Source organism: Sulfitobacter aestuariivivens, assembly GCF_014763045.1.
Taxonomy (GTDB): Bacteria; Pseudomonadota; Alphaproteobacteria; order Rhodobacterales; family Rhodobacteraceae; genus Sulfitobacter; species Sulfitobacter aestuariivivens.
On sequence record NZ_JACTAG010000001.1, the window covers coordinates 536812 to 561021 of the forward strand.

Genomic DNA, 24210 nt, shown 5'->3' on the forward strand with positions numbered 1-24210 from the left:
GAAATCTGGAGGCTTCCGATGCAGCATAGCGCCCCCCTGTCGACCTCTCCGCAGTCCTATCTTCAGCGTCACCGCCCGGATCATCCGATCCTGTTTCTTGCACCTGCCGTCCTGCAAAAGACCGTGCGGGCGTTCCAGCAAGGGTTTGATGGGTTGGTGACCTATGCGGTCAAGGCCAATGACCGGCCCGAGGTCCTGAGCAATCTGGCCGCAGCCGGATTGACGTGCTTTGACGTCGCCTCGCCCGCTGAGATGGCAGCGGCGCGCGCGGCCTGTCCTGACGCAGTGCTGCATTACAACAACCCGATGCGGTCGGCAGCCGAAGTGGCCGCAGGGATAGACGCAGGCGTGGCCAGTTGGTCGGTGGATGATCCGGGTGGGTTGTCCAAGCTGCGTGCTGTGCCTCGCAGTACAGAGGTGGCGGTACGTTTCGCATTGCCTGTTGCCGGGGCGGCTTATGATTTCGGCGCCAAGTTCGGTGCGACGCCCGAAGGTGCTGCAGATCTGCTGCGGCAGGTCGCGGCGATGGGGTTCACCCCCGCACTAAGCTTTCATCCGGGCACACAGTGCACCGACCCGAAGGCATGGTGCGCGTATCTGGCAGAGGCCGCGCGGATTGCAGCCATAGCAGGGGTGCGCCCGGCGCGGATCAACATTGGCGGTGGTTTTGCGGCGGATCGAGGGGACGGTGCACCAGATCACGCTGCCGTCTTTGCGGCGGTACACGGTACCCTTGCGGCATGCTTTGATGGGGAGGTGCCGACGCTGGTCTGTGAACCCGGCAGGGCGATGGTGGCGTCTGCCTGTGTTCTGGCGACGCGGATCAAGGGATTGCGGGGCAAAACGGTTTTTCTCAATGACGGGATCTATGGCGGATTGGTGGACTTGCGTGACATGGGACCAACCGGCCTGGTATCGGTGTTGGGGCCCGATGGGCCGCGCATCGGGCCGCGCAGACCCCACACCGTCTTTGGGCCAACGTGCGATTCACTGGACCGGTTGCCCGATGGATTGCGGCTGCCGGAAGACATGCAGGAAGGGGACTATGTTCTTTTTGGCGCCATGGGGGCCTATTCGATCGCCATGAGCACTGCGTTCAACGGCTACGGCGTCCATCAGTTGGAAATGGTGGCTGGGCTCGGGGCATGATGTGACTGTGCTCTGGACACCGGTCGCAGTCAGGCTAGTGTCCGCATCAGAATTCTGATGCAAGGGGCACTGCTTCATGGAAAAATTCGGTAAGAGCCAGCCGGTCAAACGTACAGAAGACGTGCGCTTTCTGACGGGGCATGGGCGATATGTGGACGATGTGGCCCCGGTGGAGGCGCTGCACGCCTATTTCTTCCGCTCCCCCGTCGCGCACGGAGAAATCACCGAGCTGGATATCACGGACGCGGCAGAGGCTGACGGCGTCCACGCGGTGTTGACGGTGGCGGATCTTGAGGCGGCAGGTGTCAAGATCGCGATGGCCGGAGCTGTGGTGGATAACCGCGATGGCACCAAGGGGGCGGCCCCGGTGCGTCCGGCGCTGGCAAAGGGGCGCGTCCGCTATGTGGGCGAACCGGTGGCGGCGATCATTGCTGAAACGCTGGCACAGGCGCGGGATGCGGCGGAATTGATTATGTTCGACGTGGACGATCTGGATGCCAAGACCGATCTGGGGCCGGGTGGCCCGACCGTGCATGAAGAAGCCCCGGACAACCGCGCGTTTGACTGGGGCATGGGGGACGAAGCCGCGACACAAGCCGCTTTTGAGGCCGCAGCGCGCGTAGTCTCTCTGGATGTGGATGACAACCGGATCATCGTCAACGCGATGGAGCCGCGAGGCTGCTATGCGGAATGGAGCGATGAAGGGCGGCTGCACATTGCGATCAACGGGCAGGGGGTCTGGGCACACAAGGGACATATGCAGCGGGCCTTTGGGCTTGAGCCCGATCAGGTGCGGGTGACTAACCCGGACGTGGGCGGTGGTTTCGGCATGAAGGCGATGTCTTATCCTGAGCATTATGCGGTGGCTCAGGCGGCCCGCGCGCTGGGCCGACCAGTGCGCTGGATGTCCGAGCGGACCGAAGCGATGCTGAGCGACAATGGCGGGCGTGATCTGACCTCGCTGGCGGAATTTGCCTTTGATGCGGACAACAGGATCACGGCGTACCGGGTGCACACCAAATGTAATCTGGGGGCGTATAATTCGGGCTTTGGTCAGCCCATTCAGACGATGCTGTTCAGCAAAGTCCTGATGGGGGTTTATGACGTGCAGACCACCTATCTGCATGTGGAAGGCTATTACACCAACACCGTGCAGGTGGATGCCTATCGCGGGGCCGGGCGGCCCGAGGCGATCTATGTGCTGGAACGGCTGATGGACCGGGCGGCGCGTGAGCTGGGCGTGGATCCGTGGGAATTGCGCCGCATCAACTTTATCAAGCCCGACCAGTTTCCCTATACAACCGCGACGGGCGAGTTGTACGACGTGGGCGACTTTGGCCGTCTGGTAACCCGGGTACGGCAGGTCGCCGACACTGACGGTTTTGCGGCGCGACGCGCGGCGGATGCCAAGCGGGGTCTGCTGCGGGGCCTGGGCATTTGCTACTACATCGAAAGCATTCTGGGGGATCCTTCGGAAGCCGCGCACGTGGTCTTTGAGGCGGATGGCACCGTGAAAATCTATGTCGGCACACAGTCGAACGGGCAGGGGCACGAGACGGTCTATGCCGCCTTTCTGAGCGACCAGACGGGCATACCGCTAGAGGCGATCACCGTTGTGCAGGGCGACAGCGATCTGATTGCCAAGGGCGGCGGGACAGGCGGATCACGCTCTGTCACGACGCAAAACACGGCCACGCTGGCCACGGTAGACAAGATGAAAGAGGTGTTCACCGCCTTTCTGGCCGATGAGATGGGGGTGCCCGCCGCAGAGATCAGCTTTGACGATGAACGGTTCCGTGCGGATGGGTCGAACCTGACCCCGACGATGCTGGACGTGGCAGAGATGGCGCGCGAGAAGGGCCGGGATGACCTGCTGAGCCATAAGGAACGGTCCACGCTGCCCGGACGCAGTTATCCCAATGGGGTGCATGTTACAGAGGTGACCGTTGACCCTGAGACCGGGCATGTGGTGACGGACCGCTACACAGTGGTTGACGATTTCGGTAACCTTATCAATCCGATGCTAGCCGAAGGTCAGGTGCATGGCGGGGTCGCGCAGGGCATCGGCCAAGCCGTTCAGGAGCGGGTTGTCTACGATGAGGATGGTCAATTGCTCACGGCATCGTTCATGGACTATGCCTTGCCCCGGGCCACTGACCTTCCCCATATTTCATTTACCAGTGAACCGGTGCCGTCCACTGCAAATGCGATGGGCATGAAAGGCTGCGGGGAAGCGGGCACCGTCGGCGCACTGGCTGCGGTTGCCAATGCAGTGCAGGATGCGCTGTGGGACCACGACGTGCGGCAGGCGGATATGCCATTCACCCCGCACCGGGTTTGGGAGATGATCAATGGCGGGCAGCGCGCCGCAGAATGAGACGCTCTTTACCCGCCTGTTCGGGCGGCTATGGCAACGTCCGGCCGATGACTTCGGACCGCAGCGGGGGGCGCAGACCCATGTGATCATTCTGGACGGCACGATGTCGTCGCTGGCGCCGGAATGTCAGACCAATGTGGGCCGCGCCTACATGCTGATGCGCGAGATGGGGAGCGACCTGTCACTGTATTATGAGCCCGGCCTGCAATGGCGGGACTGGCGCAGCACGCTGAGCGTGATCATGGGCCACGGCATTGATGGACAGATCAAGCGCGCCTACGGCTATCTTGCGTCGCGGTATCGGCCCGGAGACAGAATCTTTATGCTGGGGTATTCCCGCGGGGCCTATGCGGTGCGCAGTCTTGCCGGGGTCATCGATGAGGTCGGCCTGCTGCGCGCCGATGCTGCGACAGAGCGCAACATCCGCGATGCCTATCGCCACTATGAATGCTCTGATGGCAGTGATGCGGCGCAAGCGTTTCGTGCGGCCCATTGCCACGACAGCATCGAGATTGAGGCAATCGGTGTCTGGGACACGGTAAAGTCGCTTGGCATCAACGCGCCGGTGCTGTGGCGCATTTCCGAGAAATGGCACGCGTTTCACAACCACGATCTGAGCAGCATCGTGAAGAACGGCTTTCACGCCATGGCCCTGCATGAAAGCCGCGTGGCCTATAAGGTTGTGCCCTGGACCACCCATGAAGGCTATGGCGGTCACGTGGCGCAGGGGTGGTTTCCGGGCACGCATGGGGATGTGGGCGGACAACTGGGCGGCCACGAAGTGGCGCGGCCCTTGGCGAACATTCCGCTGGTGTGGCTCTTGTCGCGGATGGAGGAATGCGGACTGTCCCTGCCGCCGGGTTGGAATCTGCGTTTTCCACAGGACCCGCTTGCGCCGTCAGTCGGTACATGGCGCGGCTATGGTCGCATTTTCATGACGCGCCGAAAACGTGTGGTGATGGCGGACCCGTCCGAGTTTCTGCATGAAAGCGTCGCCGCGCGTGCAGAGGGGATGGAAGATGCGCCGGGCGGCTTTTGGTTCTTTCCGACGCGCCCTTCGGCGTAGTGCCTCTTGGTACGGATCCGATTTTTAGACGGGTGTCAAAATGAGCGGTGGGGGTCAGGCCAGTTGCATCACGATGCAGGTGGTTGAGCCTGTCGCATAGAGCTTACCGTCGTCCACGCCTCTGATTTCGCCACGGGCGATGCCGGTGGATCGGCCCACATGGTCGGTGGTGCCAATGCAATCGACTGTCATGTCGATCGGGATCGCGCGCAGGATATTGATCTTGTATTCCAGCGTTGTGTAGACCGCGCCCTTTGGAACTTTTGTCATGACCGCGCAGGCCATCGCTGAATCCAGCAGGGTGCCGTACCAGCCGCCGTGCACGGTGCCCATCGGGTTTGTCATCTGGAAACTGGGCGCGCCGCGAAAGACAGCGCGGCCCGGTTCGATCTTGTGCAGGCCGTAGCCCATGGCGCCGCTGATTGGCGGGCCGGGGTGATCTCCGTCCAGAATGCCTTGCATGAATTCCAGACCGCTGAGCTTTAGCACCTCAGATTGGCTGAGAAGGTCTTCGGGGTTTTGGGCGATGCGTGGCATGGGGGTCTCCGCCGGATGGGTTGACAGAGGCTAGGCGTCAAAACACCGCGATGACAAGATATTACGCCACGTCGGACAGGGCGACCTGCGGGGTCACGCCAAGCGCGCGACACACGTCGCGGTTCAGATCAGCGCGGTTGAGCGTATAAAAGTGCAGGTCTTCCACGCCCTCATCCATCAGATCGCTGCACAACTCTGTGCACAATGATATCGCCAGCAGATCGTGGCGATCATCGCGCAGGGCGGCCGCAAAGGCGTCGGCCACCCAGTCGGGAACATGCGCGCCGCAGCTTTTGGCGAAATTCGCGGCAGATTTCCAGTTTGTCACAGGCAGGATGCCCGGTGTGATCGGCTTGTCGATGCCCGCTTTGGCGCAGGCGTCGCGGAAGCGCAGAAAGCTTTCGGCCTCAAAAAAGAACTGGGTGATCGCCTCGTCCGCGCCCGCGTCGAATTTCTGCTTGAGCCAGGTGATGTTGGCCTCTTGCGAGGCGGCGTCGGGGTGCGAATCCGGGTAGGCGCCGACACGGATGTTAAATTTACCGGTTTGCGCCAGGGCTTCGATCAGCTCGCAGCTGTCGCGGAACCCGTAGGGATGCGGTTCAAACTGGTCAGCACCGTCTTCGGGGTCGCCACGCAGGGCCACGATGTCGCGCACGCCGGCGTCTGCAAAGCCTTGCGCCACATCGAGGGTTTCGGCACGGCTGGCCCCAACGCAGGTGAGGTGGGCCGCCACTGGCAGCCCCGAGGTGCGGCGCAACACGGCGGCAGCGTCGGTGGTCAGATCGCGGGTGGACCCACCTGCGCCATAAGTTACCGAAAAGAACCGTGGTGCCAGTGGTGCCAGTGCCTGGGCGGTGTCCCAAAGCCTAAAGGCCGCATCGACGTTACGGGGCGGGAAGACTTCGAAAGAGACGGCGGGCGTGGGCATAAGGACTGTCCTTTTTGGCATTTGATCCCTTGTTTCACGGATATGGATGTGAGACAAATTCATAACTTTCAACTTCAACATGAGTTCCACCTCATATGCATATCGAGTTTCGCCATCTGCGTACCATTCAGGCCATTCACGAGGCCGGGGGGCTGGCGCGTGCCGCTGAAAAGATGAACATCACGCAGTCGGCGCTGAGCCATCAGGTCAAGGGGCTGGAGGATCAGGCAGGGGTGGAATTGTTTGTGCGCAGATCCAAGCCGCTGAAACTGTCGCCCGCGGGGCAGCGTTTGCTGAAGCTGGCGCAGCAGGTGTTGCCACAGATCGAGGCGTTGCAGGATGAGTTTTCGGGGCTGCGGGAGGGCAGCACAGGCCGGATGCATATCGCCATCGAGTGCCACGCCTGTTTTGAGTGGCTGTTCCCGGTGCTGGAACATTTCCGCCGCAGCTGGCCGGATGTGGACGTTGATATCCGCCCGGGTCTGGCCTTTGATGCCTTGCCTGCACTGCTGCGCGAGGAAGTGGATCTGGTGGTGTCGTCTGATCCGGAGGATCTTGCGGGGGTGACATTTGTAGAACTATTTGATTACAAAGCTGTTTTTGTGGCCGCTTCAAATCATCCGCTGGCAGAGAAACCTTACGTTGAGGCCGCGGATTTTCGCGGCGAGACATTGATTACCTACCCCGTAGAGCGGTCGCGGCTGGATGTATTCAGCCAATTGCTGATCCCCGCCAAGGTGGAGCCTGCCGCGATCCGGCAGGTGGAGCTGACGGCGGTGATCCTTCTGCTTGTGGCCTCCAATCGCGGGGTGTCAGTGTTGCCTGACTGGGTGGTGCGCGAGGTGAAGTATTCCTCGGATTATGTGACGCGCCCGCTGACTAGGAATGGGGTAACCCGCAGGCTTTACGCGGCGGTCCGCACGGATGATCTGGACAAGCCGTTCATGGATCAGTTGCTGAAATTGGCGGGCGATGAGGCGCGCAAATTGCAGGCGGTGTGAGGGGGCATTGATGCCCCGCGCATGAATGGCTGTTTGCGTAAGAGCGACAGAAGGCCAGAATTGTGCTAAGGATGTAGCCCAATTGACCCTGCAGGTCTGACGCCATGCGCCACATGCGGGCGGCCCGGAGACGTTCATATCTATGGTGTTCCGAAGGTGCTTGGGGTCTTGCTGGGGCTTTGTCGGCGAATGCCATCTCGGGGCGAACATGGGTTCGGCAATACCTGAATGGGTCAAAGCGCGCACACTCAAAAGCGATCAACTGGTGGAGTATCGCAGATGGCAACGCAAGCAACCGAAGAAGAACTTGCAGCAGGTCGCGGGTATGAGGCGCTTTTTGTTCCCGCCCTTTTTGCGCCGTGGAGCGGGCATCTGGTCAACAGCGTGGCGGTTCATGCGGGGGCGCAGGTGCTGGATATTGCCTGTGGTTCGGGGGTATTGGCGCGAACGGCCTTGGACCGAGTTGGCCCGTCTGGTCGGGTGGTGGGGCTTGACCCTGCTCCGGGCATGATCGGTGCCGCCAAGGAAGTCGAACCCCGGATCGACTGGGTTTTGGGAGGTGCGGAGCACTTGCCGTTCGGGGACGCCACGTTTGATTACGTGCTCTCGCAATTTGGCATGATGTTTTTCAATGACCGGGCGCAGGCATGCAGCGAAATGTTCCGCGTGACCCGACCGGGCGGCAAGGTGGCCCTTGCGATCTGGCATGGGGTCGAGGAAAACCCGGCCTATCGCGACATCGCGGCGGTATTGGAGGATCACGTCTCAGCTAAGGCCGCAGAGTCCGTGCGGATACCATTCTGTCTTGGAAATCCGGACCCGGTCGCGGGCCTGCTGTCGGATGCGGGCTTTGGCGACGTCACTTTTGAGACATTGAGCAAGCAGGCGACGTTTCCCAGCCCGCGTATGATGGTCGAGGTCGAGTTGCGCGGCTGGTTGCCTATGTTTGGCATTCATCTGAATGAAGAAGAGATCGCTGAGGTTCTGGCGTCTGCGGACACAAGGCTGTCACGCTATGCGACCACGACAGGCGAAGCTGTTTTTCAAACCTCGGCCTATGTCATAACGGCACAAAAACCGGGTGCAGCCTAGGGTCAGGACCCATTAATCTTGCACCGCTGGTTTGACAGATTTTTCTCGTGACAAGAAGCATCTGCGCAGGAACTCTCGTTGAATTTCAAGCAGATACGCCGCAGCTCACGGGGAAAATCTGTCAAATCCGAAGGACGACAAAACCGCTTCATTTCAACGGCTTGAGCCATTTGCAATTAACCCGTTAATCGCTGCATGTCTCAAACCGGTGAACTTTCGCGGTTTTGACGCCAGCGGCGCAAGATTAATGGGTCCTGACCCTAGCAATTGAGTTCTTAACCGGCGCTGGTGGATGCTTCTGTTCCGGTCGTCGTGCGCTGCGGGTCGGGCCCCCTTCACATTCCGTGCGCGCGCGCCTATACGCCGCATCTGATCCAGCGATAGGGGCCCCCAATGGTCGGAAGTGCAAATCTCAACATCATGATCAAGGCTGCCCGCAAGGCGGGGCGGGGTTTGGTCAAGGATTTTCGGGAAGTGGAGAACCTGCAGGTGTCCGTCAAAGGCGCGGGGGACTTTGTGTCGCGCGCGGATCTCAACGCTGAAAAGATCCTCAAGGAAGAGCTGATGGGCGCGCGTCCGACCTATGGCTGGTGTGCTGAGGAAAGTGCCGAGGAAGAGGGGCAGGACCCCACACGGCGCTGGATCGTTGATCCGCTGGACGGGACGACAAATTTTCTGCACGGGTTGCCGCATTGGGCGATATCCATCGCGTTGGAGCACAAGGGGCAGGTGGTTGCTGGCGTGATCTTTGACCCGGCAAAGGACGAGATGTTCTATGCTGAGAAGGGCGCGGGGGCGTGGATGAACGATACGCGTCTGCGCGTGTCGGGACGCAGCCGGATGATCGAGAGCATATTTGCCACGGGACTACCCTTTGGTGGGCGTGCCGATTTGCCAGAGACACTCAAGGACCTTGGGCGATTGTTGCCAGCCTGCGCGGGCGTGCGACGCTTTGGAGCAGCGGCGCTTGATCTGGCCTATGTCGCGGCTGGACGGTACGACGGATTCTGGGAACGGCGGCTCAATGCCTGGGACATGGCGGCCGGGATGATCATCGTGAAAGAGGCGGGCGGGCTGGTTGAGCCGCTGGCACCCGGTGGCGATATCCTGAGCGATGGCGAGGTGATCTGCGCCAATGACGCAATCTTTTCGAACTTTTCCAAGGTAATCCGGGGCTGACCAGACCGGCTTTTGTTGCCGGGCGAGCGCCTGCGTCAGATGGCGTGATCTGAGGTCAATCGTTCAAAAGAAGAGGGCGGCGTCAGTTTTCTCTGTCAGAGGGGTGGTTGATCCCATCGGTCCATTTTACCGGCTCGAATTCCCAGGGTTTCACGCCTTCGATGCAGCCCAGGTTGATGCCGCAGGTGGACGGATCGGCACGGCGCTTGTGATGGGTGTAGATGCCGCAGGTCTTGCAAAAATAGTGCTGCGCGGTGTTGGTCCCCCAGGTGTAAAGGCTCAGATTGTCCTGTCCTTTCGTGACCACCACCGAAGCCGCTGTTGCGGTGACGGCAGGGGCTTGCCTGCGCGAACAGAACGAGCAGGTGCAGCGTCCCACGTCGCCCAGCCCGTTGGGTAGGGTCGCAGTCAGCGCAACGGCACCGCAGTGGCAGGTGGCGGTGATGTCGATCGATTTGTCGGTCATTTGCGTTTTACCCTTGGGATGCGGCTTTCGATTACCGGATAGGTGGCGGCGGGGTGCGGCGGGTGACCTTCGGTGCGTTCCCAATAGGCCGTGGCACCACGCCGCATCCAAAACGGGATTGCCAGCAGCATGCCCGCGACAAAGCCCCCTGCATGGGCCCAATAGGCCACACCGCCTTCGTCCGGGTTGGCCGCCGCGCCACCGAGGAACTGCATGCCCAGCCAGAGCATCAGCATGATCCATGCCGGGATCGGGAAGATGCGGAAGAAAACGATGAAAAAGACAAAGATATCCACCTTTGCTTTTGGAAAGAGCAGCAAATATGCACCCATGACGCCTGCGATGGCGCCGGATGCACCCACCATGGGTACCTGCGACAAGGGGGCGGTGATCACTTGGGCCAACCCTGCCAGCACGCCGCAGGCCAGGTAGAAGAGCAGGTACATCACGTGACCCAGCTCTTCTTCGATATTGTCGCCGAAGATGTAGAGAAAAAGCATGTTGCCAGCCAGATGCAGCCAGCCGCCGTGCAGGAACATCGAGGTAAAGAGCGTGTGCAGATCAACCCCGTTGGCCAAACGGATCGGCACCAGCGCCCAGGTATTGTAAAACTCATATTCGAGCACGGGATCGCTCAGCCGCCAGAAGTAGCTCAGAAAAATCACGATGTTGAGCACCATCAGGACGTAGGTGACATAAGGTGTGCGGCCTGAGGGGTTATGATCGCGGATTGGAAACATGGCGCCACGCTGGGCGAATGTGCCAGCAGGGTCAAGGGCTTGGCCGGGTCTATTTCGACCCCACGGTACCGCCGGGTTTTACCAGATGATCGTGGTCAACCAGATCCCATTCCAACCCGTCATTACGGAAAATGCGTTTGCCCTGATCGGGGTAATCGCCGACATCATGCGCCCGGCGTTCACCCACAACGATGCAGCGCAGCGTGGTATCGCCGGTGTTGGTGATCGTGTGCGCCAGCCCGCCCTTGCGGTAGCCAATGAAGTCGCCGGGCCCAATGGCATGTTCCGCATCCCCAATGCGGGCCGTAGCCTGGCCGGACAGGACGTAGACGCATTCATCTTCGTGGTGGTGCAGATGGTATTCCGTTGTCTCGCAGCCCGGCGCGACCTCGATGATGTGAAACCCCAGTGCAGTCAGTCCGGTCGCATCCCCCAGCGATTTGTTTACCCGACGGGCGTTTGAATTCAGGAAATGAGTCTTGTCGGTGCCCTGCATCGCGGCGATCTGGGATGCGGTGATGAGATAGGTTTCTTCTGACATCTGATGTCCTTTCCACGTTTCGCGCAATCTATCGGTAAAGCCCCGGTAGCGGAAGTCGGCCCAGGGTGCGGGGAACCTTGACGCGCGGCAACTTTGCGTCATTCTGATGCACATGAGATATGCGATGATCCTGATGCTGCTGGCTGCACCTGCCTTTGCGGAGTGCCCTCTTCCCGAAGATACCTCCCGCGAAATGCTGAACCTCATTGCGCGCGCCAACGATACGGACAACCGCAATGAGGGACGGCGCATTGCGGGGCAGATGTGGCAGGTCTGGCTGCGTGCACCTGACGCGACGGCGCAGGAGACCTTGGATGCCGGGATGCGGCGGCGCGACTCGTATGATTTTGCAGGGGCCCTGAAGGAATTCGACCGACTGGCAGCCTATTGTCCTGATTACGCGGAAGGGTTCAACCAACGCGCCTACATCCATTTCCTGCAAGAGAACTATGAAAAGGCTCTGATTGACCTCGACATCGCGCTGGGCCTCAGCCCCTATCACATCGCCGCACAGGCGGGCCGCGCTCTGACGCTGATGAACCTTGGCCGTCTCAAGGAGGCGCGCGCGCAGTTGCTGATTGCAGTGGATAACAATCCGTGGCTGTCAGAGCGGGCGTTGCTGGCCGAGGGCGCTCCGCTGGGTCCGGTGGGCAAGGACATCTGACATTTACACCGCGCCCGCGTCGGCTATTGTGCGCCTCATGCGGGCGTGATGGAATGGTAGACATACCAGACTTAAAATCTGTTGGGGCGTAGCCCCGTGTGGGTTCGAGTCCCACCGCCCGCACCAGTCTCCTTCCGTAGTATACATTAGATTCAGTGGGTTAAGGGGGCGGCTCTGTTCGCAACTCACGACTCATTCATCAGGTTCTCTTGATCTGAGTGACAATTGTTCCCCAGATACAACTTGCTTTGAGAATGGTGATGATCTGATCGCCGTACTTTCTGGCCGAAATTGGTGCGAATGAAGCGATTGCAGGAAACCTCCTTTTGCCTGGCTGACAATCAGCTGCCAAGGATTGGTGAAGGAGAGGACAAGTTGCGCAGGTGGCCTGCGCCGTCAGTCACGTTGTCTGAGCCGTGCTGCCATTTCGCTATAGCCCCGGTTTTCAGCGTGCTCCAGCGGGGTGACGCCCGCGCGGTCTGCCAGGCTTCGGTCTGCGCCAGCGGAAAGCAGGGCGTCCAAAACCGCCTGATGATCCGGTCCGCCATCGCCCAGCACGACCGCTTCGATGACGGCGGTCCAGTGCAGATTGTTGACATGATCAAGCGGCGCCCCCGCGGCAATCAAGCGCCGCACTACCTCCACGTGACCGAGGTGCGCGGCGGCAATCAGCGCGGTGCCGTCATAGGGGCTGGTGATGAGGCCGGGATCATTACCCAGCGATATTGCCAGTGACATCAACGCCGGATCGTCAGCAACGGCGGCGATCGTGACCACATCATAGGCCTGGCCCTCGAGCGCGTTCATGTCAGCGCCGCCCTGAGCCAGCGCGCGCACTGCGTCATCCTGCGAGGCAAAGGCGGCGACATGGAGGGGGGTGCGGCCCTGCGTATCGCGCGCGTCGATCTCGGCACCCTCTGAGAGCAGTTCACGGATCGCGGCCACGTCACCAGCGTGCGCAGCCTTGAAGAGGCCCTCGTAGGCCGACAGCACGCGATCCGACGGCGCCGTTTGCGCCGTGAGAGGCGCGCCCGCTGCGATGAGGCATGCAATGAGGGCAAATCTTATCATAGGTTTCTTCCTCAGTCTGGACCGGGTGGTGACGGCCGAGGGTCGAAGGGCGCGTTGTGCGCTATGTCCGCCCCTGTCCGGTGCAAAGCGTATGGCGGGTGTGGCTGTCAAAAAGATGCGTGAAAAAACGGATTGGGGCAAGTTGGCGGCGCGGCGCCTGCAGATCGGTGTTATACGGTGTCAAAGACCAGCCGAAATCCCTGATGGTTTGTCGTGGTATCGGGGGTGGTGAAGGTACGCGCCGGGATGCGGTAGCGAAAGCAATAGCTTTTGTGGCACAAAAATGAGCCGCCTTTCAGAAGTTTGGCTCCTTTCAGGCTGCGCATGCGTTCCCTGGCCGCCTTGCTGAGCGAGCGCAGTTTCATCGGTTCGGATGTCCATTCCCAGACGTTGCCGCACATGTTGAAGAGCCCATAGCCATTGGGCGCAAAGCTGCGGGCAGGGGCGGTTGTCAGATACCCATCCTGCGCCGTGTTGTGATCGGGAAAGACACCTTGCCAGATGTTGCAGGGAAAGTGGCCGGTGTCGTCCGGCTCTTTCGTGCCCCAGGGGAAAGGCACGTCGCCCAGACCACCCCGCGCGGCGTGCTCCCATTCTGCTTCTGTCGGCAGGCGGCCACCGGCCCATGCTGCAAAGGCCCGTCCATCGCGCCATGACACATGGGTGACAGGGTGATCGGCGTCCCAGTCGCCTTGTGATCCCGGACCGTTGATCACGCGCCAGTCAGCGCCGTCGACCTTGCGCCACCATGTGGTGCCAACCGCGCCTTGTGTGGCAGGCACATCCGGGGAAATGTTGCGATAAAAGACGAAAGACCAGCCGTATTCTTCGGCCTCAGTCCTATAACCGGTGTCATCCACAAAGGCTGCGAACATCGCATTTGTGACGGTGGTCTGCATCATATGGAAGGCTTTGATCGGCCTTTTGCGGGCGGGGCCTTCTTCGTCCTCGGGAAGGGCAGGGTGATCGGTGCCTTTAAGGGCAGTCCCTGCGGGAATCGTGACGACGGGGATGTCAGGGGCCGTGTCGGCCTTTGGGACCGTGCTGTCTGCGGCCTTTGACGTGCGAAGGGTGGCCGGGGTGCAGCAAGAGTGTTTGCTCATGTCCATTACGCTAAACTAGCCCAACAGCGACAGCCAGACCCAGATTGTAAGGATTGAACTTGCCGTTGCCATCAGCACCGAAGAGGCCGCCACGCGCCGTGCACGCCCGTACATGTTGGCAAAGATATAGGCGTTGAACCCCGGGGCCATGGCCGCTGTCAGCACGCCCGAGCGAAAGGCGTCCTGTGGCAGGTTGAGCGCGCTACCAAAGATCCAGACCAGCGCAGGGTGCACCAGAAGCGCTATGGCGCAGACCATGCCGATGGCACGCAGATCGCCTTCGGGCCGGTATTGGATCAGCACGCCCCCCAGCGCAAAGAGCGCGGCGGGCAGCGCCGCGCGGACCATCATGGAGAGCGCATCATCCAGGACGGTCGGCATGGAGAGGCCCAATAGGTTGACTGCGAACCCCGCGAGGATCGCCAGCACCAGCGCGTTGCGGAACATTGCGGCACTGACGTTACGCACAAGGGTAAGCCCGGACTGGCCGCGGTTGCGCACGAATTCCATCACGGTGATGCCCAGGCCGTAGCAAAAGGGCGCATGGAAGCTGACGATCGCAAAATTGCCAGCGAGGGCGGAGGTGCCATAGGCGCGTTCCGTGATGGGCAGGCCCAGCAGGATGGAATTCGAGAAGAGGCAGCAAAATCCGATGGCGACGCAGTCTTCCCAGTCGCGTTTGAAGAGCGCGCGCGCGCCGAAGATCCCCAAGGCAAAGCTAATCGCCGCGCCACCGTAGAAACTGGCCATCAGGCGAGGATCAAACGAAGTGCTCAGATCCAGTTTGGCGATGGCCTGAAACAGCAGGCAGGGAATGGCGAAATTCTGGGTGAATTTCATCACCCCGTCGATGCCTGAGACCGGGAAGTATCCGCGCCAGACGGCGACATAGCCAAAGCCGATAACCAGAAAGACGGGAAGAATGACGTCGAGAAGGGTTTGCAAGCGAGCGGCTTTCGGGGCGGGCCGGAGAATTGGGGGCCGGCCCCCAAACCCCCGAGGTATTTGTCAAAAGGGTGAAATCAGGGGAGCGGGAAGGTCAAGGTCAGGCCGTCGTAGGCGGGTTGGATGTGGTCCGGTGTTTCAGCGGAAACGGTCGCGTAGTCGAGATCGTTGTGCATGTTCGTCAGGACCGCCGATTTTGGCGCGGCACGGGTAATCCATTCCAGTGTCTGGGACAGATGGCTGTGGGTGGGATGCGGCTCGCGGCGCAGGGCGTCCACGATCCAGCAGGTGAGGTTTTCCAGGTGCGGCCAGACCGGGGCAGGGATGCTGGCCACGTCGGGCAGGTAGGCCACATCGTTAAACCGGAACCCCAGCGCGTCCATGCCGCCGTGCGGGACCAGAAACGGCGAGAACGTCAGCGTGCCGCCGGGCCCGTCAATTGTCACATCGCCGTCGATGTCGTTCATGTCCAGAATGGGCGGGTACATCGACCCTTCGGGCCGGATGAACGCATAGCCAAAGCGGTCCAGCAGAGCAGCCTTGGTTGGCGCATCGGCCCAGACGGGCAGGCGGGCGCGCATGTTGATCACGATCATGCGCAGATCGTCGAGACCGTGAACATGATCGGCGTGCGAATGGGTATAGATCACGCCATCCAGCCGCCCCACGCCCGCGTCCAGCAATTGGCTGCGCATGTCAGGGGAGGTATCGATCAGAATGGTGGTTGTACCGCTGGCGCTGACACGTTCCACCAGCAGCGAGCAGCGGCGCCGGGCGTTCTTGGGATTTGCCGGATCGCAGGCACCCCAGTGGCCACCAAGGCGCGGCACGCCACCGGAAGAGCCGCAGCCCAGGACGGTGAGGCGCAGCTCGGCCATCAGGCGGCGGCCTTGTACCGGGCGGCCTTGGAAAAGAGCCGGTCGAAGTTTGCCTGGGTCTGAGCGGCGAAATCCGAATAATCCATCTGGAATGTTTCAGCGGCCCGACGTGCGGTGTGGGCCGTAAAGGCTGGTTCATTGCGTTTGCCACGCTGGGGTGGCGGGGCAAGGTAGGGTGCATCGGTTTCCACAAGGATGCGGTCTAGCGGTGCTGCGGCGAAGATGTCGCGCAGGGCATCCGATTTGGGGAAGGCAGTGATGCCGGACATGGAGAGATAAAACCCAAGTTCCAGCGCGGTATGGGCCAATGCCGGACCGGAGGAAAAACAGTGCATGACGCATTGATAGGCGCCATTGCTGTATTCCTCGGCAAGAATGCGGGCCATGTCGGCGTCCGCGTCGCGGGCGTGGATGATCAGCGGAAGACCCGTCTGGCGTGCCGCATCGATATGGATACGCAGGGAGGTCTTTTGTATCTCGGCACTTTCAGAAGTGTAGTGGTAATCGAGGCCGGTCTCTCCGATGCCGACCATCTTGGGGTGCCTCGTGAGCGCGATGAGTTCTTCGGTGCTTGCCAGCGGCTCTGCGGCGGCGGACATCGGGTGGGTGCCCGCCGCGTAGAACACAGGCGCGTGGGCCTCAGCGATGGCGCGGACCGTGGGTTCTGCGCGTAGCTTGGTGCAGATCGTGACCATGCGCGTCACGCCCGCATCCGCTGCCCGTGCAATCACTGCTTCAAGCTGTCCCTCAAAGTCGGGAAAGTCCAGATGGCAGTGGCTGTCTGTGATTTCAGGCGTGTCGGTCATCGGGTCCTATCGCGGCGCGTGTTGGGCCAGTTTGAAAAGGGTATCCAGCACCAGTGCGGCAGGGTCAAGGTTGACCGCCAGCCCGTGCCGGGCGCGGGCGGAAATCTCTTGCTGGGTATCGGCCCAGATGCGCCCCTGATGGGGGCTGGGCGAGAGGCGGCTCAGGATTTGGGCCTCGTTCGGGGCGGCCTCGGTCGCGGGGGGCCTGCCGGTGGCCCCGGTACGAGCGAGGCGCGCAAGCAGCAGGTCGATGAGATCAAAGAAGAGGGCGAGCCTGGCTTCGGCCCCGCGCTGGGCGGCGATCTCTGATAGTTTCAGCGCGCGGGCACGATCAAGACGCGGCAGCGTGTCCATCAACGCGACGATCTCGGCGTAGGTCGCTAGGCCGCCTGTGAGCGAGAGGCGCAACGCGCCACCGACAGAGCCGCCGGAAAGCTCGGCCAGAGCCTGCGGGTTGCCAGTAATCTCGGCTTCAGACGCGCGCAGGACGTCGGACATCTGGTCAGGCGCAAGCGGGCTAAGCCGAAGGGTGCGACAGCGTGAGCGGATCGTGGGCAGAAGCGATGAGGGCTGATGGCTGATCAGTAGAAGGGTGGCGCGTTCCGGGGGCTCTTCGAGCATTTTCAGAAGGGCGTTTGCGGCGTTTATGTTCATCTCGTCGGCGTCATCTATGATGACCACGCGGCGCCCGCCATCGGCCGCGGACATCTGGAAAAAGCCGTTCAGCGCGCGAATGTCATCGACGACGATCTGCTTGCGCATGCGCTTGGTGTCGGGATTGATCGTACGGGTCACGGACCTGAGGCCGCCTTCACCACCCGAGGCGATGCGGCGCGCGACCGGATGGTCGGGAGAGATATCGAGCGTCTGCGGTGCCGGGGCGTCGAACATGCCGCCGTCGCTTTCGGGTGTCGCCAGCAGGAACCGTGCAATGCGCCACGCCAGCGTTGCCTTGCCAATGCCGCGAGGGCCGGTCAGCAGCCAGGCATGGTGCAGTTTTCCGGAATTGAATGCGTCAAGAAAGGCCGCCTCGGCCGCGCCTTGGCCGATCAAAGGATCGGTATCACGCGGGTGTCTGGCACCGTCGATCTGGTCCGGGGCGGGGGCGTCATCGCTCATGAGGGCGGTTTAGTGTGTTTCGGGCAGGGAGGGAATGGGGTGCGCCGCCTCTAGGGCTTCTGAACGCGCATTAAAGGCGTTCGGTCCATCGGGTCTGCTTTCAGATTATCCGTGGGATCTGCGCAGGTCAGTATCGCTCCAGCGCCATGTCCATTTGTGTTCGGGTTCTGGCCGCTTCTTCGGTCAACCAGTCTATGAACCGCGTCACCTGGGGGCGCGCGCTGATTTCACGGCGCACTGTGAAGCGGTAAGGGTGTTGTGCCTTGAGGCTTTCGTGTGCGGGAAAGGGCAGGCGCAGCGTGCCTTGGGTAAGGCCGTCAAGCAGGCATGATAGACCGCAAACCAGCAACCCGGCATCAGATTTGACCCCGTCCAAAGCGTTGCGCACCAGCGCATATTTCACGCCCCTGTCCGGGGCCGTGCGCTCATAAGGGTAGGTGCCAAGCCAGTCGCGCCACGTAGGGGTATCGGGCGCGTCGGGGCGCGGAGAGATGTGCAGCAAGGGAAACCCTTCAAGGCTGCCTTCCTGAGAATGCCGCCAGACTTGATCGCCTTTGTGCAATGTGCCGACGGGCAGATATCGAGGTGTCCCATCGTTTTCCTTTGTCAGGAAGGGGTTGGAGATACGGCCTGCATTTTCGGGCGATCCGACTGGCAGAAACACCTCATGATAGAGGATCTCACCGCCTTGTGCGCGTCCGTGGGGATCTCTGTCAATTGTCACATCCGCACTGCCCAGTCTGATCGGCACATCGCCTTCGCCGTTGACGTTGAAAAGGATGTTGGGGTGTGCGCTGCGGAATGCCACCAGCCGCGGGGTCAGCCATAGGTCACACCAGTCGGGGTCGGCGACGATATGGATCTCTGCTGTTCTTTGAAAATCGAGACTGTCGGACACCCGGTCAAGTGCTGCAAAGGCGGCGCGCAGGTCCTCGAGCGCAGCTTGGAGGGCTGGTGTTGGTTGCAGGCCAGAACGCCCACGCAAAATCAGATCGGTGTCAAGAAAACGCTCCAACGTCCTGATCCTTTGGCCGACCGCAGCTGGGGTGATCCCAAGACGAACCGCCGCCGCTTGCAATGATCCTTCGCGGATCGCCATTTCGAGTGCCTGGAGGGAATTGAGATGTGTCGTGCGGGACATTTGCTAAAGGTTTTCTTTCGTTCGATCAAAAACTATCAGAAAAACTACACACAACCTTTAGCTCCCGCAAATTTATTTGGTTATGCGGCCGGGCGTTCGGCGTGCACACTGGCGTCATATTAACTCAAGGGAGGTAAGAATGACCCAGCTTAAGAGATACATCATTGAACGCGAAATCCCGGCCATCGGGCAGATGTCGGTGACCGAATTGTGCGGCGCGGCCCGAGCATCAAATCAGGCGCTCGAAAAAATTGGCCCCAGCATTCAATGGGTGCACAGCTATGTGGCGGGCGACAAGACCTTTTGCATCTACCTTGCTGACGGTGAAGAGGCGATCCGCAAGCATTCGGAGATGTCGGGTATCCCGGTATCCGCGATCACCGAGGTGCCGCAGGTGATTGACCCGCTGACGGCGAACAACTGAGGCTGTTTGGATGCGATGAGATCACGGGGAGGGTTGGGCTTTTGTGACGTCTTTGGCGCCAATTCTCCCCACCCTTCGAGCGGCTCAGGGGCCCGGGGTCATCTTCGTCCGCCACCAGGCTTCCCCTTCGGACATGATTAGGTCGGCGCATTTTTCGGCAATGTCTTCCGGCGGTTCAGGTGTGCCGCGAAACACGCCGTAACTGGTCAAACCGTAGCTGAACCAATGATCACCACCGCCGGATGGTTGGCCAAGCCTGCGTTGGTCACGCGTCGCATTGACGCGCAATTTCGGGACGGCCGTTTCCGGCTTGAAGGTGACATTTTTGCGCGCCGGATCGGCATAGCCAAGGTTGATGCAAAAGCTTCCTCCCGAACTGAAGAACTGAAAGGTGATCAGTGCGACAAAGCTGTCGTCACTGCGGTAAAGGTGGGGGTAGGCGCCCCTGAACCCCTGAGCCCTCAACGTCGGGATGCAGTGCTTCTTGAGGGTTGCTTCCATTGTCGCGCGGTTCACGCCTTGGCCGGAATGCTCCATGCTGTGCTCCTGTTCTTACGAGGCCAGCAGTCGCGCTCGATGTGGGGTGAGCATGATCATCCGATCAGGTGATCCCACCTGTTTTTGCACTCAACGCCTGCGCGACATCTGCCGCGACAGCGTCAATATCGCGTCCGCCATCGATCACGACGAAGCGGTCCGGGTACTCTTGTGAAAGGGCGAGAAAGCCTGCCCGCATCTCGCGTTGCAGATCCTCGCCGAAGTCCTCGAAACGTTCTTCGATCCCTTGCCGGGACAGGGCGCGGTCAAGCCCTTTGGCCGGGTCCATGTCGATGAGGACGGTCACATCAGGCTCAAGGCCGATCATCAGATCATGCAGGGCATCGACCACGCCGCGCAGATCGCCACGCGACAAGCCCTGATACATCCGGGTGGAATCGGCAAATCGGTCGCAGATCACGACCTTGCCAGCCGCGAGCGCAGGACGGATGGTGCGTTCCAGATGATCGCGACGGGCGGCGGTGAAAAGCAGGATCTCGGTCTCTGCGGACCAGCGGTCAGGATCGCCTTGCAGCACCAGTGCGCGGATTTCTTCGGCCCCCGGAGAGCCGCCGGGTTCGCGGGTCAGCACAACTTCGCGGCCTTCCGCCTCCAGCCGCTCAGCCAGCAGTCGGGCCTGCGTTGATTTGCCCGACCCATCGATGCCTTCAAAGCTGATGAAGAGCCCCCGCTGGCTCACGTAGCGCTCTGGGGGCCTGCGTTGAGGCGCTCCAGCAGGTGGAGGGCTGCTGCGGTGATGCGCACCATGAACCCGCCGGGGGCCACGGCATCAGATGCGACCAGCGGTACGCGTACTTCGGGCAGACCCTCCCGAGTGACGATCATCTCACCCAATTGCGCGCCTTTTTCGATGGGGGCACGGAACGGGCCCTTGTAGACAACCTGGGCTGATACGCCTTCGCCGCCGGTCGTAAAGGGGGTGAGCAAGGTGAAATCCTCTGCCAGTTCCAGCCCGACGGTCTGCGCGTTGCCCAATGCCACCGGAGCTTGTGTGATCTGCGTGCCTGCCGTGCCCAGGGTACGTTCTGAGAATTGGCGGAAGGCCCAGTTGACGATCGCTTCGGATTCTTGCGCACGCGATTCGGCGGTGTCCAGACCCGAGATCACGAAGATCACCCGTCGGTTGCCCTGTTTGGCTGAGCCCACAAGGCCATATCCCGCCTCGGACGTATGGCCGGTCTTGAGCCCGTCCGCCCCGATCCCCAGTGTCAGTAGCGGATTGCGGTTGTAACGGTTGGCGGCCTCTTTTTCATCGAAAAGAAATTCTTTTTCAGCGAACATCGGATAGAACTGTGGGAAATCGGTGATCAGCCGATTGGCGAGCAACCCAAGGTCGCGCATGGACATGCGGTGCCCGGGCTTGGGCCAGCCATTCGAGTTCATGAAGGTCGAATTGGTCATGCCCAATTGCTGGGCGCGCATTGTCATGTCGCGGGCAAACTTGGCCTCGGTACCAGAAAGCGCTTCGGCCAGAACCACGCAGGCGTCATTGCCCGACAGCACGATGATGCCACGCAGAAGATCTTCGACGCTGACCCGTTCGCCCTGCTGCAAGAACATGGTTGATCCGCCATAGCGTGCCGCGTCGGCAGAGACCGGTAGTTTCTCATCCAGCGTCAGACGGCCATTCTGCAAGGCCTCGAAAGTCATGTACAATGTCATCAGCTTGGACATGGACGCAGGCGGCAATGGTTCGTCCGCGTTCTTGGCCAGAAGCACCGTGCCGGTGGTCTGATCAATCACGTAGGCCGCAGTTGCCTTGGTCTCAAAGGCGTAAACGGGAAGGCTGAGAAGGATCAGCGACAGGCAGGCGGCAGCAAGGCGTGTCATGGATGCTCCAGTAAGATCAGTTGGTCACGGCATAGGCGTCAGAGAACCCTTCGGCCTTGATCTTTGAGATCAGACCATTGAGTTCAGCGCGGTTTGTGGCAGGCCCGACCACGACACGCCAGAACGGTTTGCCGTTGATTTCGGATTTCTTGATCGACGGGATCATACCCGCGCTTCGCATCTGGTTGGCGGTGCGTTCGGCGTTGGCCTCGATGCTGAAAATGCCAATCTGAACAAAGGGCTTGGCAAGACTGGATGCCTTGGGCTTTGGGGCTGGGGGTGTTGGTTCGGGTGCCGGGGCGGCAGCGGTCGTGGCGGGGGCCGTTTCGATTGCGGCGCCGGCTGCGGCAATCGGATCAAGCGATGTCTCTGACACCTCCGCCGGGGCCGCAACGGTGTCTGCCCCGGTCGGGGCAGGGGCCGCTTCGGCGGGCGCCTGTTCGCGCCGCAGCGCGGTCACGTTGAGCGGCGCAGGTGCGCCTGCCAGAATACCAAGGGCTGCTGCTGCATCCGACGAAATCTGCAATTTCGGCCCCGGCAGATCGCGCTCTTTGCGAAAGAGAGCGCCAATGACGAACTTGCCGTTCGCCTCGTTGCGGATGATCACACGTTCCGGATCGGTCACATCCGGGTGCGCGACCCAGACGCCGCCAAGGGACGGGCGACCGTCCCAGAGGCCCTGATCGGTGACCGAGAACACTTCGGGTGCTTCGACATCACGCTCGACCAACTCTGTGGATTGGGTGCTGCCTCCCGTGCTTTCGGTCTGCGCCTTGGGTGTCCCGAAAGAGAAGCCGCCGACATCGTCACAGCCCGCCAGCAGCAATAGTGTGGCGGCAGTACTTGCCAGCAACGTGGTGGTCCGGTGCGGTGCACCCTTTCGGGTGAGAGCCCTGCTCATGACATTTATTCCTTGCCTGCTGACCCTTCTGGGCCCCTTGTTCTGCCGGGTGTACGGCATGTCTGATGGTCCCCTTGAGGGGGCTCTTTCAGCGCACTCTAACGTGGTGCGGCGCACCTGAAAAGACTGGCGCGTCACAATCGGCAAATTTCCTCTTTGGCGCAGGTGTGGCCCGGAGTGACTTTTGCACATTGAGGAATCATTTCGAGCCCCTTAGGAGGGATGTGCTGCGGAGGTTTGGCAGAGTGGTCGAATGCACCGGTCTTGAAAACCGGCGGGCGTGAAAGCGTCCCCAGGGTTCGAATCCCTGAGCCTCCGCCAGCATTATCCCTTGATCTGCGGCATTCTTGCGCACGCCTGATGCGGATCGCTGGCTGTAGATCGTTGGGACTGTTTTTCGTCACGGAATGTGATCTAGGTGGCCTGCGGTGCACCTGAATGCGCGTTGCGCGGAAATTTTGAAATGAAACTGAACGGCCCTTTCCTCTTCATCCTTGTCACGCTCATGATCGATGCCATCGGCATCGGCATTGTCTTTCCGATCATGCCCGACCTGATGGAGCGGGTGGGTGCGGACAGTACAGCGGAAGGCGCGCTGCTGAGCGGGATCATGATGTCGGCCTATGCGGCGGCGATGTTTTTGTTCGGCCCGGTAATCGGCAGTTTGTCGGACGCCTACGGGCGCAGGCCGATCCTGATACTGGCCCTTGTGACCCTGACCGTTGACTACGTGATCATGGCGCTGGCCACGACCTATTGGCTGCTGCTGGTGGGCCGGGTGATCGCGGGGGTCGCCGGGGCCACTTACATCACTGCGACGGCCTATATCTCTGACATTGCAAAGCCGCACGAACGCGGCGCTGCGTTCGGAATGATCGGCGCGGCCTTTGGGATCGGTTTCGTGCTGGGGCCGGCCATTGGGGGCATTGCGGCGGGCTGGCATATCAGCACGCCGTTCTGGATCGCGGCCATCCTCTCGGCGCTCAACGTACTTTTTGGGCTGATCATCCTGCCAGAGTCACTCAAGCCCCAAAACCGCAGACCGTTCGGCAGGCGTGATCTGAATCCGTTCGGCAGCATTTTTCGGGCCTTCGTCGTGCCGGGACTGGCCGTACCTCTGATCTGCATTTTCGTCTTTGAGTTCGCCAACCTGGTCTACGCGACCCTTTGGGCGTTCTGGGGACGCGAGGTTTTTGGCTGGGATGCCTTTACGATCGGGCTGACCCTTTCGGCCTACGGGGTTTTGATTGCTGCGGTGCAGGCGGGTGTACTGCCCCGCCTGACAAAACGGCTGGGCGATTACAGGACATTGATCATTGCCATGGTCAGTGCGCTTTTGGGCTTTGTGGGCTTTGGGTTTGCAAATACCGTCTGGATGGTTGCCGTTGTGATGTTGGCCGCCGCGCTGGCAGATATGGCGCCGCCGCTGATGACGGCTTTTGCCGCCAATCGGGTGGGGGAAGATCAGCAGGGTCTGGTGCAGGGGGTCATTGCGTCCCTGTCCTCTATCGCGGCGGTTGCTGCGCCGCTGGTGCTGACAGGTGTGTTCGAACACTATGTAGATGGTGAAGGTGTGTACCTGCCAGGCGCGCCGTATCTTTTTGCAGGGGTGCTTGTGGTGGCAATTGTACCGCTGGTCATGCGATTGAAATCATATGACCCCGCAAGCCGTCCCGACACCGGGTAAACATCGT

General features: G+C 60.9%; 25 protein-coding genes and 2 tRNA genes. 11 read left to right on the plus strand and 16 right to left on the minus strand.

Annotation, left to right across the window (positions count from 1 at the left end; all coding sequences use genetic code 11):
• The first annotated feature begins 18 nt into the window (after positions 1-18).
• The 3 genes from H9Q16_RS02635 (at position 19) to H9Q16_RS02645 (ending at position 4592) form a co-directional block, all read left to right on the plus strand.
• Positions 19-1149, plus strand: a complete 1131-nt coding sequence (locus H9Q16_RS02635) for a type III PLP-dependent enzyme domain-containing protein (RefSeq protein ID WP_191073810.1) — start codon at positions 19-21, stop codon at positions 1147-1149.
• Between the two features lie 76 nt (positions 1150-1225).
• A complete protein-coding gene (locus H9Q16_RS02640; protein ID WP_191073811.1) occupies positions 1226-3526 on the plus strand; it encodes a xanthine dehydrogenase family protein molybdopterin-binding subunit in 2301 nt (766 codons plus the stop codon).
• Positions 3501-4592, plus strand: coding sequence for a DUF2235 domain-containing protein (locus H9Q16_RS02645; RefSeq protein WP_191073812.1), 1092 nt, complete (start codon positions 3501-3503; stop codon positions 4590-4592). The genes H9Q16_RS02640 and H9Q16_RS02645 overlap by 26 nt, the downstream gene beginning before the upstream one ends.
• Before the next feature lie 54 nt (positions 4593-4646).
• Here the strand turns inward: H9Q16_RS02645 and H9Q16_RS02650 are convergent, their stop codons facing one another.
• Complete coding sequence (locus H9Q16_RS02650) at positions 4647-5129, minus strand: PaaI family thioesterase (protein ID WP_191073813.1); 483 nt, start codon at positions 5127-5129, stop codon at positions 4647-4649.
• 61 nt (positions 5130-5190) lie between these two features.
• Positions 5191-6057, minus strand: a complete 867-nt coding sequence (gene metF, locus H9Q16_RS02655) for a methylenetetrahydrofolate reductase [NAD(P)H] (protein ID WP_191073814.1) — start codon at positions 6055-6057, stop codon at positions 5191-5193.
• Between the two features lie 95 nt (positions 6058-6152).
• Between metF and H9Q16_RS02660 the strand changes: the two genes are divergently transcribed.
• The 3 genes from H9Q16_RS02660 (at position 6153) to H9Q16_RS02670 (ending at position 9329) form a co-directional block, all read left to right on the plus strand.
• Positions 6153-7058 carry a LysR family transcriptional regulator gene (locus H9Q16_RS02660; protein ID WP_191073815.1) on the plus strand — a complete coding sequence of 302 codons (906 nt, stop codon included), beginning with the start codon at positions 6153-6155 and terminating at the stop codon, positions 7056-7058.
• A 279-nt stretch (positions 7059-7337) separates the two neighbouring features.
• Complete coding sequence (locus H9Q16_RS02665; RefSeq protein ID WP_191073816.1) at positions 7338-8150, plus strand: class I SAM-dependent methyltransferase; 813 nt, start codon at positions 7338-7340, stop codon at positions 8148-8150.
• A gap of 393 nt (positions 8151-8543) precedes the next feature.
• Positions 8544-9329: an inositol monophosphatase family protein gene (locus H9Q16_RS02670; RefSeq protein WP_191073817.1), complete on the plus strand. Its 786-nt coding sequence runs from the start codon at positions 8544-8546 to the stop codon at positions 9327-9329.
• 82 nt (positions 9330-9411) lie between these two features.
• Here the strand turns inward: H9Q16_RS02670 and H9Q16_RS02675 are convergent, their stop codons facing one another.
• From H9Q16_RS02675 to H9Q16_RS02685, 3 genes are read right to left on the minus strand one after another with little or no spacing between them, the layout of a single operon-like run.
• Positions 9412-9795: a GFA family protein gene (locus tag H9Q16_RS02675; RefSeq protein ID WP_191073818.1), complete on the minus strand. Its 384-nt coding sequence runs from the start codon at positions 9793-9795 to the stop codon at positions 9412-9414.
• On the minus strand, positions 9792-10535 hold the full coding sequence (locus H9Q16_RS02680) for a rhomboid family intramembrane serine protease (protein ID WP_191073819.1): 744 nt from the start codon (positions 10533-10535) through the stop codon (positions 9792-9794). Before H9Q16_RS02680 ends, H9Q16_RS02675 begins: the two co-directional genes overlap by 4 nt.
• Positions 10536-10584: 49 nt before the next feature.
• Entirely contained in the window at positions 10585-11076 is a 492-nt protein-coding gene (locus H9Q16_RS02685; RefSeq protein WP_191073820.1) for a cupin domain-containing protein, read from the minus strand.
• Positions 11077-11182: 106 nt separating this feature from the next.
• Here H9Q16_RS02685 and H9Q16_RS02690 point away from each other — a divergent pair, with 106 nt between their 5' ends.
• Positions 11183-11740 carry a tetratricopeptide repeat protein gene (locus H9Q16_RS02690; RefSeq protein WP_343067767.1) on the plus strand — a complete coding sequence of 186 codons (558 nt, stop codon included), beginning with the start codon at positions 11183-11185 and terminating at the stop codon, positions 11738-11740.
• Between the two features lie 39 nt (positions 11741-11779).
• Positions 11780-11866 (plus strand) — tRNA-Leu (locus H9Q16_RS02695).
• 270 nt (positions 11867-12136) lie between these two features.
• Here H9Q16_RS02695 and H9Q16_RS02700 read toward each other — a convergent pair.
• The 7 genes from H9Q16_RS02700 to H9Q16_RS02730 all read right to left on the minus strand — a co-directional run bounded on the left by H9Q16_RS02700 (position 12137) and on the right by H9Q16_RS02730 (position 18803).
• Positions 12137-12811, minus strand: a complete 675-nt coding sequence (locus H9Q16_RS02700) for an ankyrin repeat domain-containing protein (RefSeq protein ID WP_191073821.1) — start codon at positions 12809-12811, stop codon at positions 12137-12139.
• A 170-nt stretch (positions 12812-12981) separates the two neighbouring features.
• On the minus strand, positions 12982-13914 hold the full coding sequence (locus H9Q16_RS02705; RefSeq protein WP_246455445.1) for a formylglycine-generating enzyme family protein: 933 nt from the start codon (positions 13912-13914) through the stop codon (positions 12982-12984).
• 15 nt (positions 13915-13929) lie between these two features.
• The gene (locus H9Q16_RS02710) at positions 13930-14859 is read right to left on the minus strand and encodes an AEC family transporter (protein ID WP_191073823.1); all 930 of its coding nucleotides are present in this window, start codon (positions 14857-14859) and stop codon (positions 13930-13932) included.
• Between the two features lie 77 nt (positions 14860-14936).
• A complete protein-coding gene (locus H9Q16_RS02715; RefSeq protein WP_191073824.1) occupies positions 14937-15737 on the minus strand; it encodes an MBL fold metallo-hydrolase in 801 nt (266 codons plus the stop codon).
• Complete coding sequence (locus tag H9Q16_RS02720) at positions 15737-16543, minus strand: TatD family hydrolase (RefSeq protein WP_191073825.1); 807 nt, start codon at positions 16541-16543, stop codon at positions 15737-15739. Before H9Q16_RS02720 ends, H9Q16_RS02715 begins: the two co-directional genes overlap by 1 nt.
• 6 nt (positions 16544-16549) lie before the next feature.
• A complete protein-coding gene (locus H9Q16_RS02725; RefSeq protein ID WP_191073826.1) occupies positions 16550-17662 on the minus strand; it encodes a DNA polymerase III subunit delta' in 1113 nt (370 codons plus the stop codon).
• Between the two features lie 127 nt (positions 17663-17789).
• A complete protein-coding gene (locus tag H9Q16_RS02730; RefSeq protein WP_191073827.1) occupies positions 17790-18803 on the minus strand; it encodes a LysR family transcriptional regulator in 1014 nt (337 codons plus the stop codon).
• Between the two features lie 139 nt (positions 18804-18942).
• Here H9Q16_RS02730 and H9Q16_RS02735 point away from each other — a divergent pair, with 139 nt between their 5' ends.
• Positions 18943-19227: a DUF4242 domain-containing protein gene (locus tag H9Q16_RS02735; RefSeq protein WP_191073828.1), complete on the plus strand. Its 285-nt coding sequence runs from the start codon at positions 18943-18945 to the stop codon at positions 19225-19227.
• 84 nt (positions 19228-19311) lie between these two features.
• On the opposite strand, the gene H9Q16_RS02740 is transcribed toward H9Q16_RS02735, so the two are convergent.
• The 4 genes from H9Q16_RS02740 to H9Q16_RS02755 form a co-directional block, all read right to left on the minus strand.
• Positions 19312-19764, minus strand: a complete 453-nt coding sequence (locus H9Q16_RS02740) for a DUF4304 domain-containing protein (protein ID WP_191073829.1) — start codon at positions 19762-19764, stop codon at positions 19312-19314.
• A 64-nt stretch (positions 19765-19828) separates the two neighbouring features.
• A complete protein-coding gene (tmk, locus tag H9Q16_RS02745; RefSeq protein WP_191073830.1) occupies positions 19829-20464 on the minus strand; it encodes a dTMP kinase in 636 nt (211 codons plus the stop codon).
• Positions 20461-21615 carry a D-alanyl-D-alanine carboxypeptidase family protein gene (locus H9Q16_RS02750; RefSeq protein WP_191073831.1) on the minus strand — a complete coding sequence of 385 codons (1155 nt, stop codon included), beginning with the start codon at positions 21613-21615 and terminating at the stop codon, positions 20461-20463. Before H9Q16_RS02750 ends, tmk begins: the two co-directional genes overlap by 4 nt.
• A gap of 16 nt (positions 21616-21631) precedes the next feature.
• Positions 21632-22516 carry an SPOR domain-containing protein gene (locus H9Q16_RS02755; RefSeq protein WP_191073832.1) on the minus strand — a complete coding sequence of 295 codons (885 nt, stop codon included), beginning with the start codon at positions 22514-22516 and terminating at the stop codon, positions 21632-21634.
• A 231-nt stretch (positions 22517-22747) separates the two neighbouring features.
• Between H9Q16_RS02755 and H9Q16_RS02760 the strand changes: the two genes are divergently transcribed.
• Positions 22748-22837: transfer RNA gene (locus H9Q16_RS02760), tRNA-Ser, on the plus strand.
• A gap of 142 nt (positions 22838-22979) precedes the next feature.
• Entirely contained in the window at positions 22980-24203 is a 1224-nt protein-coding gene (locus tag H9Q16_RS02765) for an MFS transporter (RefSeq protein ID WP_191073833.1), read from the plus strand.
• Positions 24204-24210 lie beyond the last annotated feature (7 nt).

What these genes read in the sequence shown, in the direction of transcription:
- H9Q16_RS02635 (WP_191073810.1), top strand. Translation starts at nt 19, where the DNA reads ATGCAGCATAGCGCCCCCCTGTCGACCTCTCCGCAGTCCTATCTTCAG.
- H9Q16_RS02640 (WP_191073811.1), top strand. Translation starts at nt 1,226, where the DNA reads ATGGAAAAATTCGGTAAGAGCCAGCCGGTCAAACGTACAGAAGACGTG.
- H9Q16_RS02645 (WP_191073812.1), top strand. Translation starts at nt 3,501, where the DNA reads ATGGCGGGCAGCGCGCCGCAGAATGAGACGCTCTTTACCCGCCTGTTC.
- H9Q16_RS02650 (WP_191073813.1), bottom strand. Translation starts at nt 5,129, where the DNA reads ATGCCACGCATCGCCCAAAACCCCGAAGACCTTCTCAGCCAATCTGAG.
- metF (WP_191073814.1), bottom strand. Translation starts at nt 6,057, where the DNA reads ATGCCCACGCCCGCCGTCTCTTTCGAAGTCTTCCCGCCCCGTAACGTC.
- H9Q16_RS02660 (WP_191073815.1), top strand. Translation starts at nt 6,153, where the DNA reads ATGCATATCGAGTTTCGCCATCTGCGTACCATTCAGGCCATTCACGAG.
- H9Q16_RS02665 (WP_191073816.1), top strand. Translation starts at nt 7,338, where the DNA reads ATGGCAACGCAAGCAACCGAAGAAGAACTTGCAGCAGGTCGCGGGTAT.
- H9Q16_RS02670 (WP_191073817.1), top strand. Translation starts at nt 8,544, where the DNA reads ATGGTCGGAAGTGCAAATCTCAACATCATGATCAAGGCTGCCCGCAAG.
- H9Q16_RS02675 (WP_191073818.1), bottom strand. Translation starts at nt 9,795, where the DNA reads ATGACCGACAAATCGATCGACATCACCGCCACCTGCCACTGCGGTGCC.
- H9Q16_RS02680 (WP_191073819.1), bottom strand. Translation starts at nt 10,535, where the DNA reads ATGTTTCCAATCCGCGATCATAACCCCTCAGGCCGCACACCTTATGTC.
- H9Q16_RS02685 (WP_191073820.1), bottom strand. Translation starts at nt 11,076, where the DNA reads ATGTCAGAAGAAACCTATCTCATCACCGCATCCCAGATCGCCGCGATG.
- H9Q16_RS02690 (WP_343067767.1), top strand. Translation starts at nt 11,183, where the DNA reads ATGCACATGAGATATGCGATGATCCTGATGCTGCTGGCTGCACCTGCC.
- H9Q16_RS02700 (WP_191073821.1), bottom strand. Translation starts at nt 12,811, where the DNA reads ATGATAAGATTTGCCCTCATTGCATGCCTCATCGCAGCGGGCGCGCCT.
- H9Q16_RS02705 (WP_246455445.1), bottom strand. Translation starts at nt 13,914, where the DNA reads ATGAGCAAACACTCTTGCTGCACCCCGGCCACCCTTCGCACGTCAAAG.
- H9Q16_RS02715 (WP_191073824.1), bottom strand. Translation starts at nt 15,737, where the DNA reads ATGGCCGAGCTGCGCCTCACCGTCCTGGGCTGCGGCTCTTCCGGTGGC.
- H9Q16_RS02720 (WP_191073825.1), bottom strand. Translation starts at nt 16,543, where the DNA reads ATGACCGACACGCCTGAAATCACAGACAGCCACTGCCATCTGGACTTT.
- H9Q16_RS02725 (WP_191073826.1), bottom strand. Translation starts at nt 17,662, where the DNA reads ATGAGCGATGACGCCCCCGCCCCGGACCAGATCGACGGTGCCAGACAC.
- H9Q16_RS02730 (WP_191073827.1), bottom strand. Translation starts at nt 18,803, where the DNA reads ATGTCCCGCACGACACATCTCAATTCCCTCCAGGCACTCGAAATGGCG.
- H9Q16_RS02735 (WP_191073828.1), top strand. Translation starts at nt 18,943, where the DNA reads ATGACCCAGCTTAAGAGATACATCATTGAACGCGAAATCCCGGCCATC.
- H9Q16_RS02740 (WP_191073829.1), bottom strand. Translation starts at nt 19,764, where the DNA reads ATGGAGCATTCCGGCCAAGGCGTGAACCGCGCGACAATGGAAGCAACC.
- H9Q16_RS02750 (WP_191073831.1), bottom strand. Translation starts at nt 21,615, where the DNA reads ATGACACGCCTTGCTGCCGCCTGCCTGTCGCTGATCCTTCTCAGCCTT.
- H9Q16_RS02755 (WP_191073832.1), bottom strand. Translation starts at nt 22,516, where the DNA reads ATGAGCAGGGCTCTCACCCGAAAGGGTGCACCGCACCGGACCACCACG.
- H9Q16_RS02765 (WP_191073833.1), top strand. Translation starts at nt 22,980, where the DNA reads ATGAAACTGAACGGCCCTTTCCTCTTCATCCTTGTCACGCTCATGATC.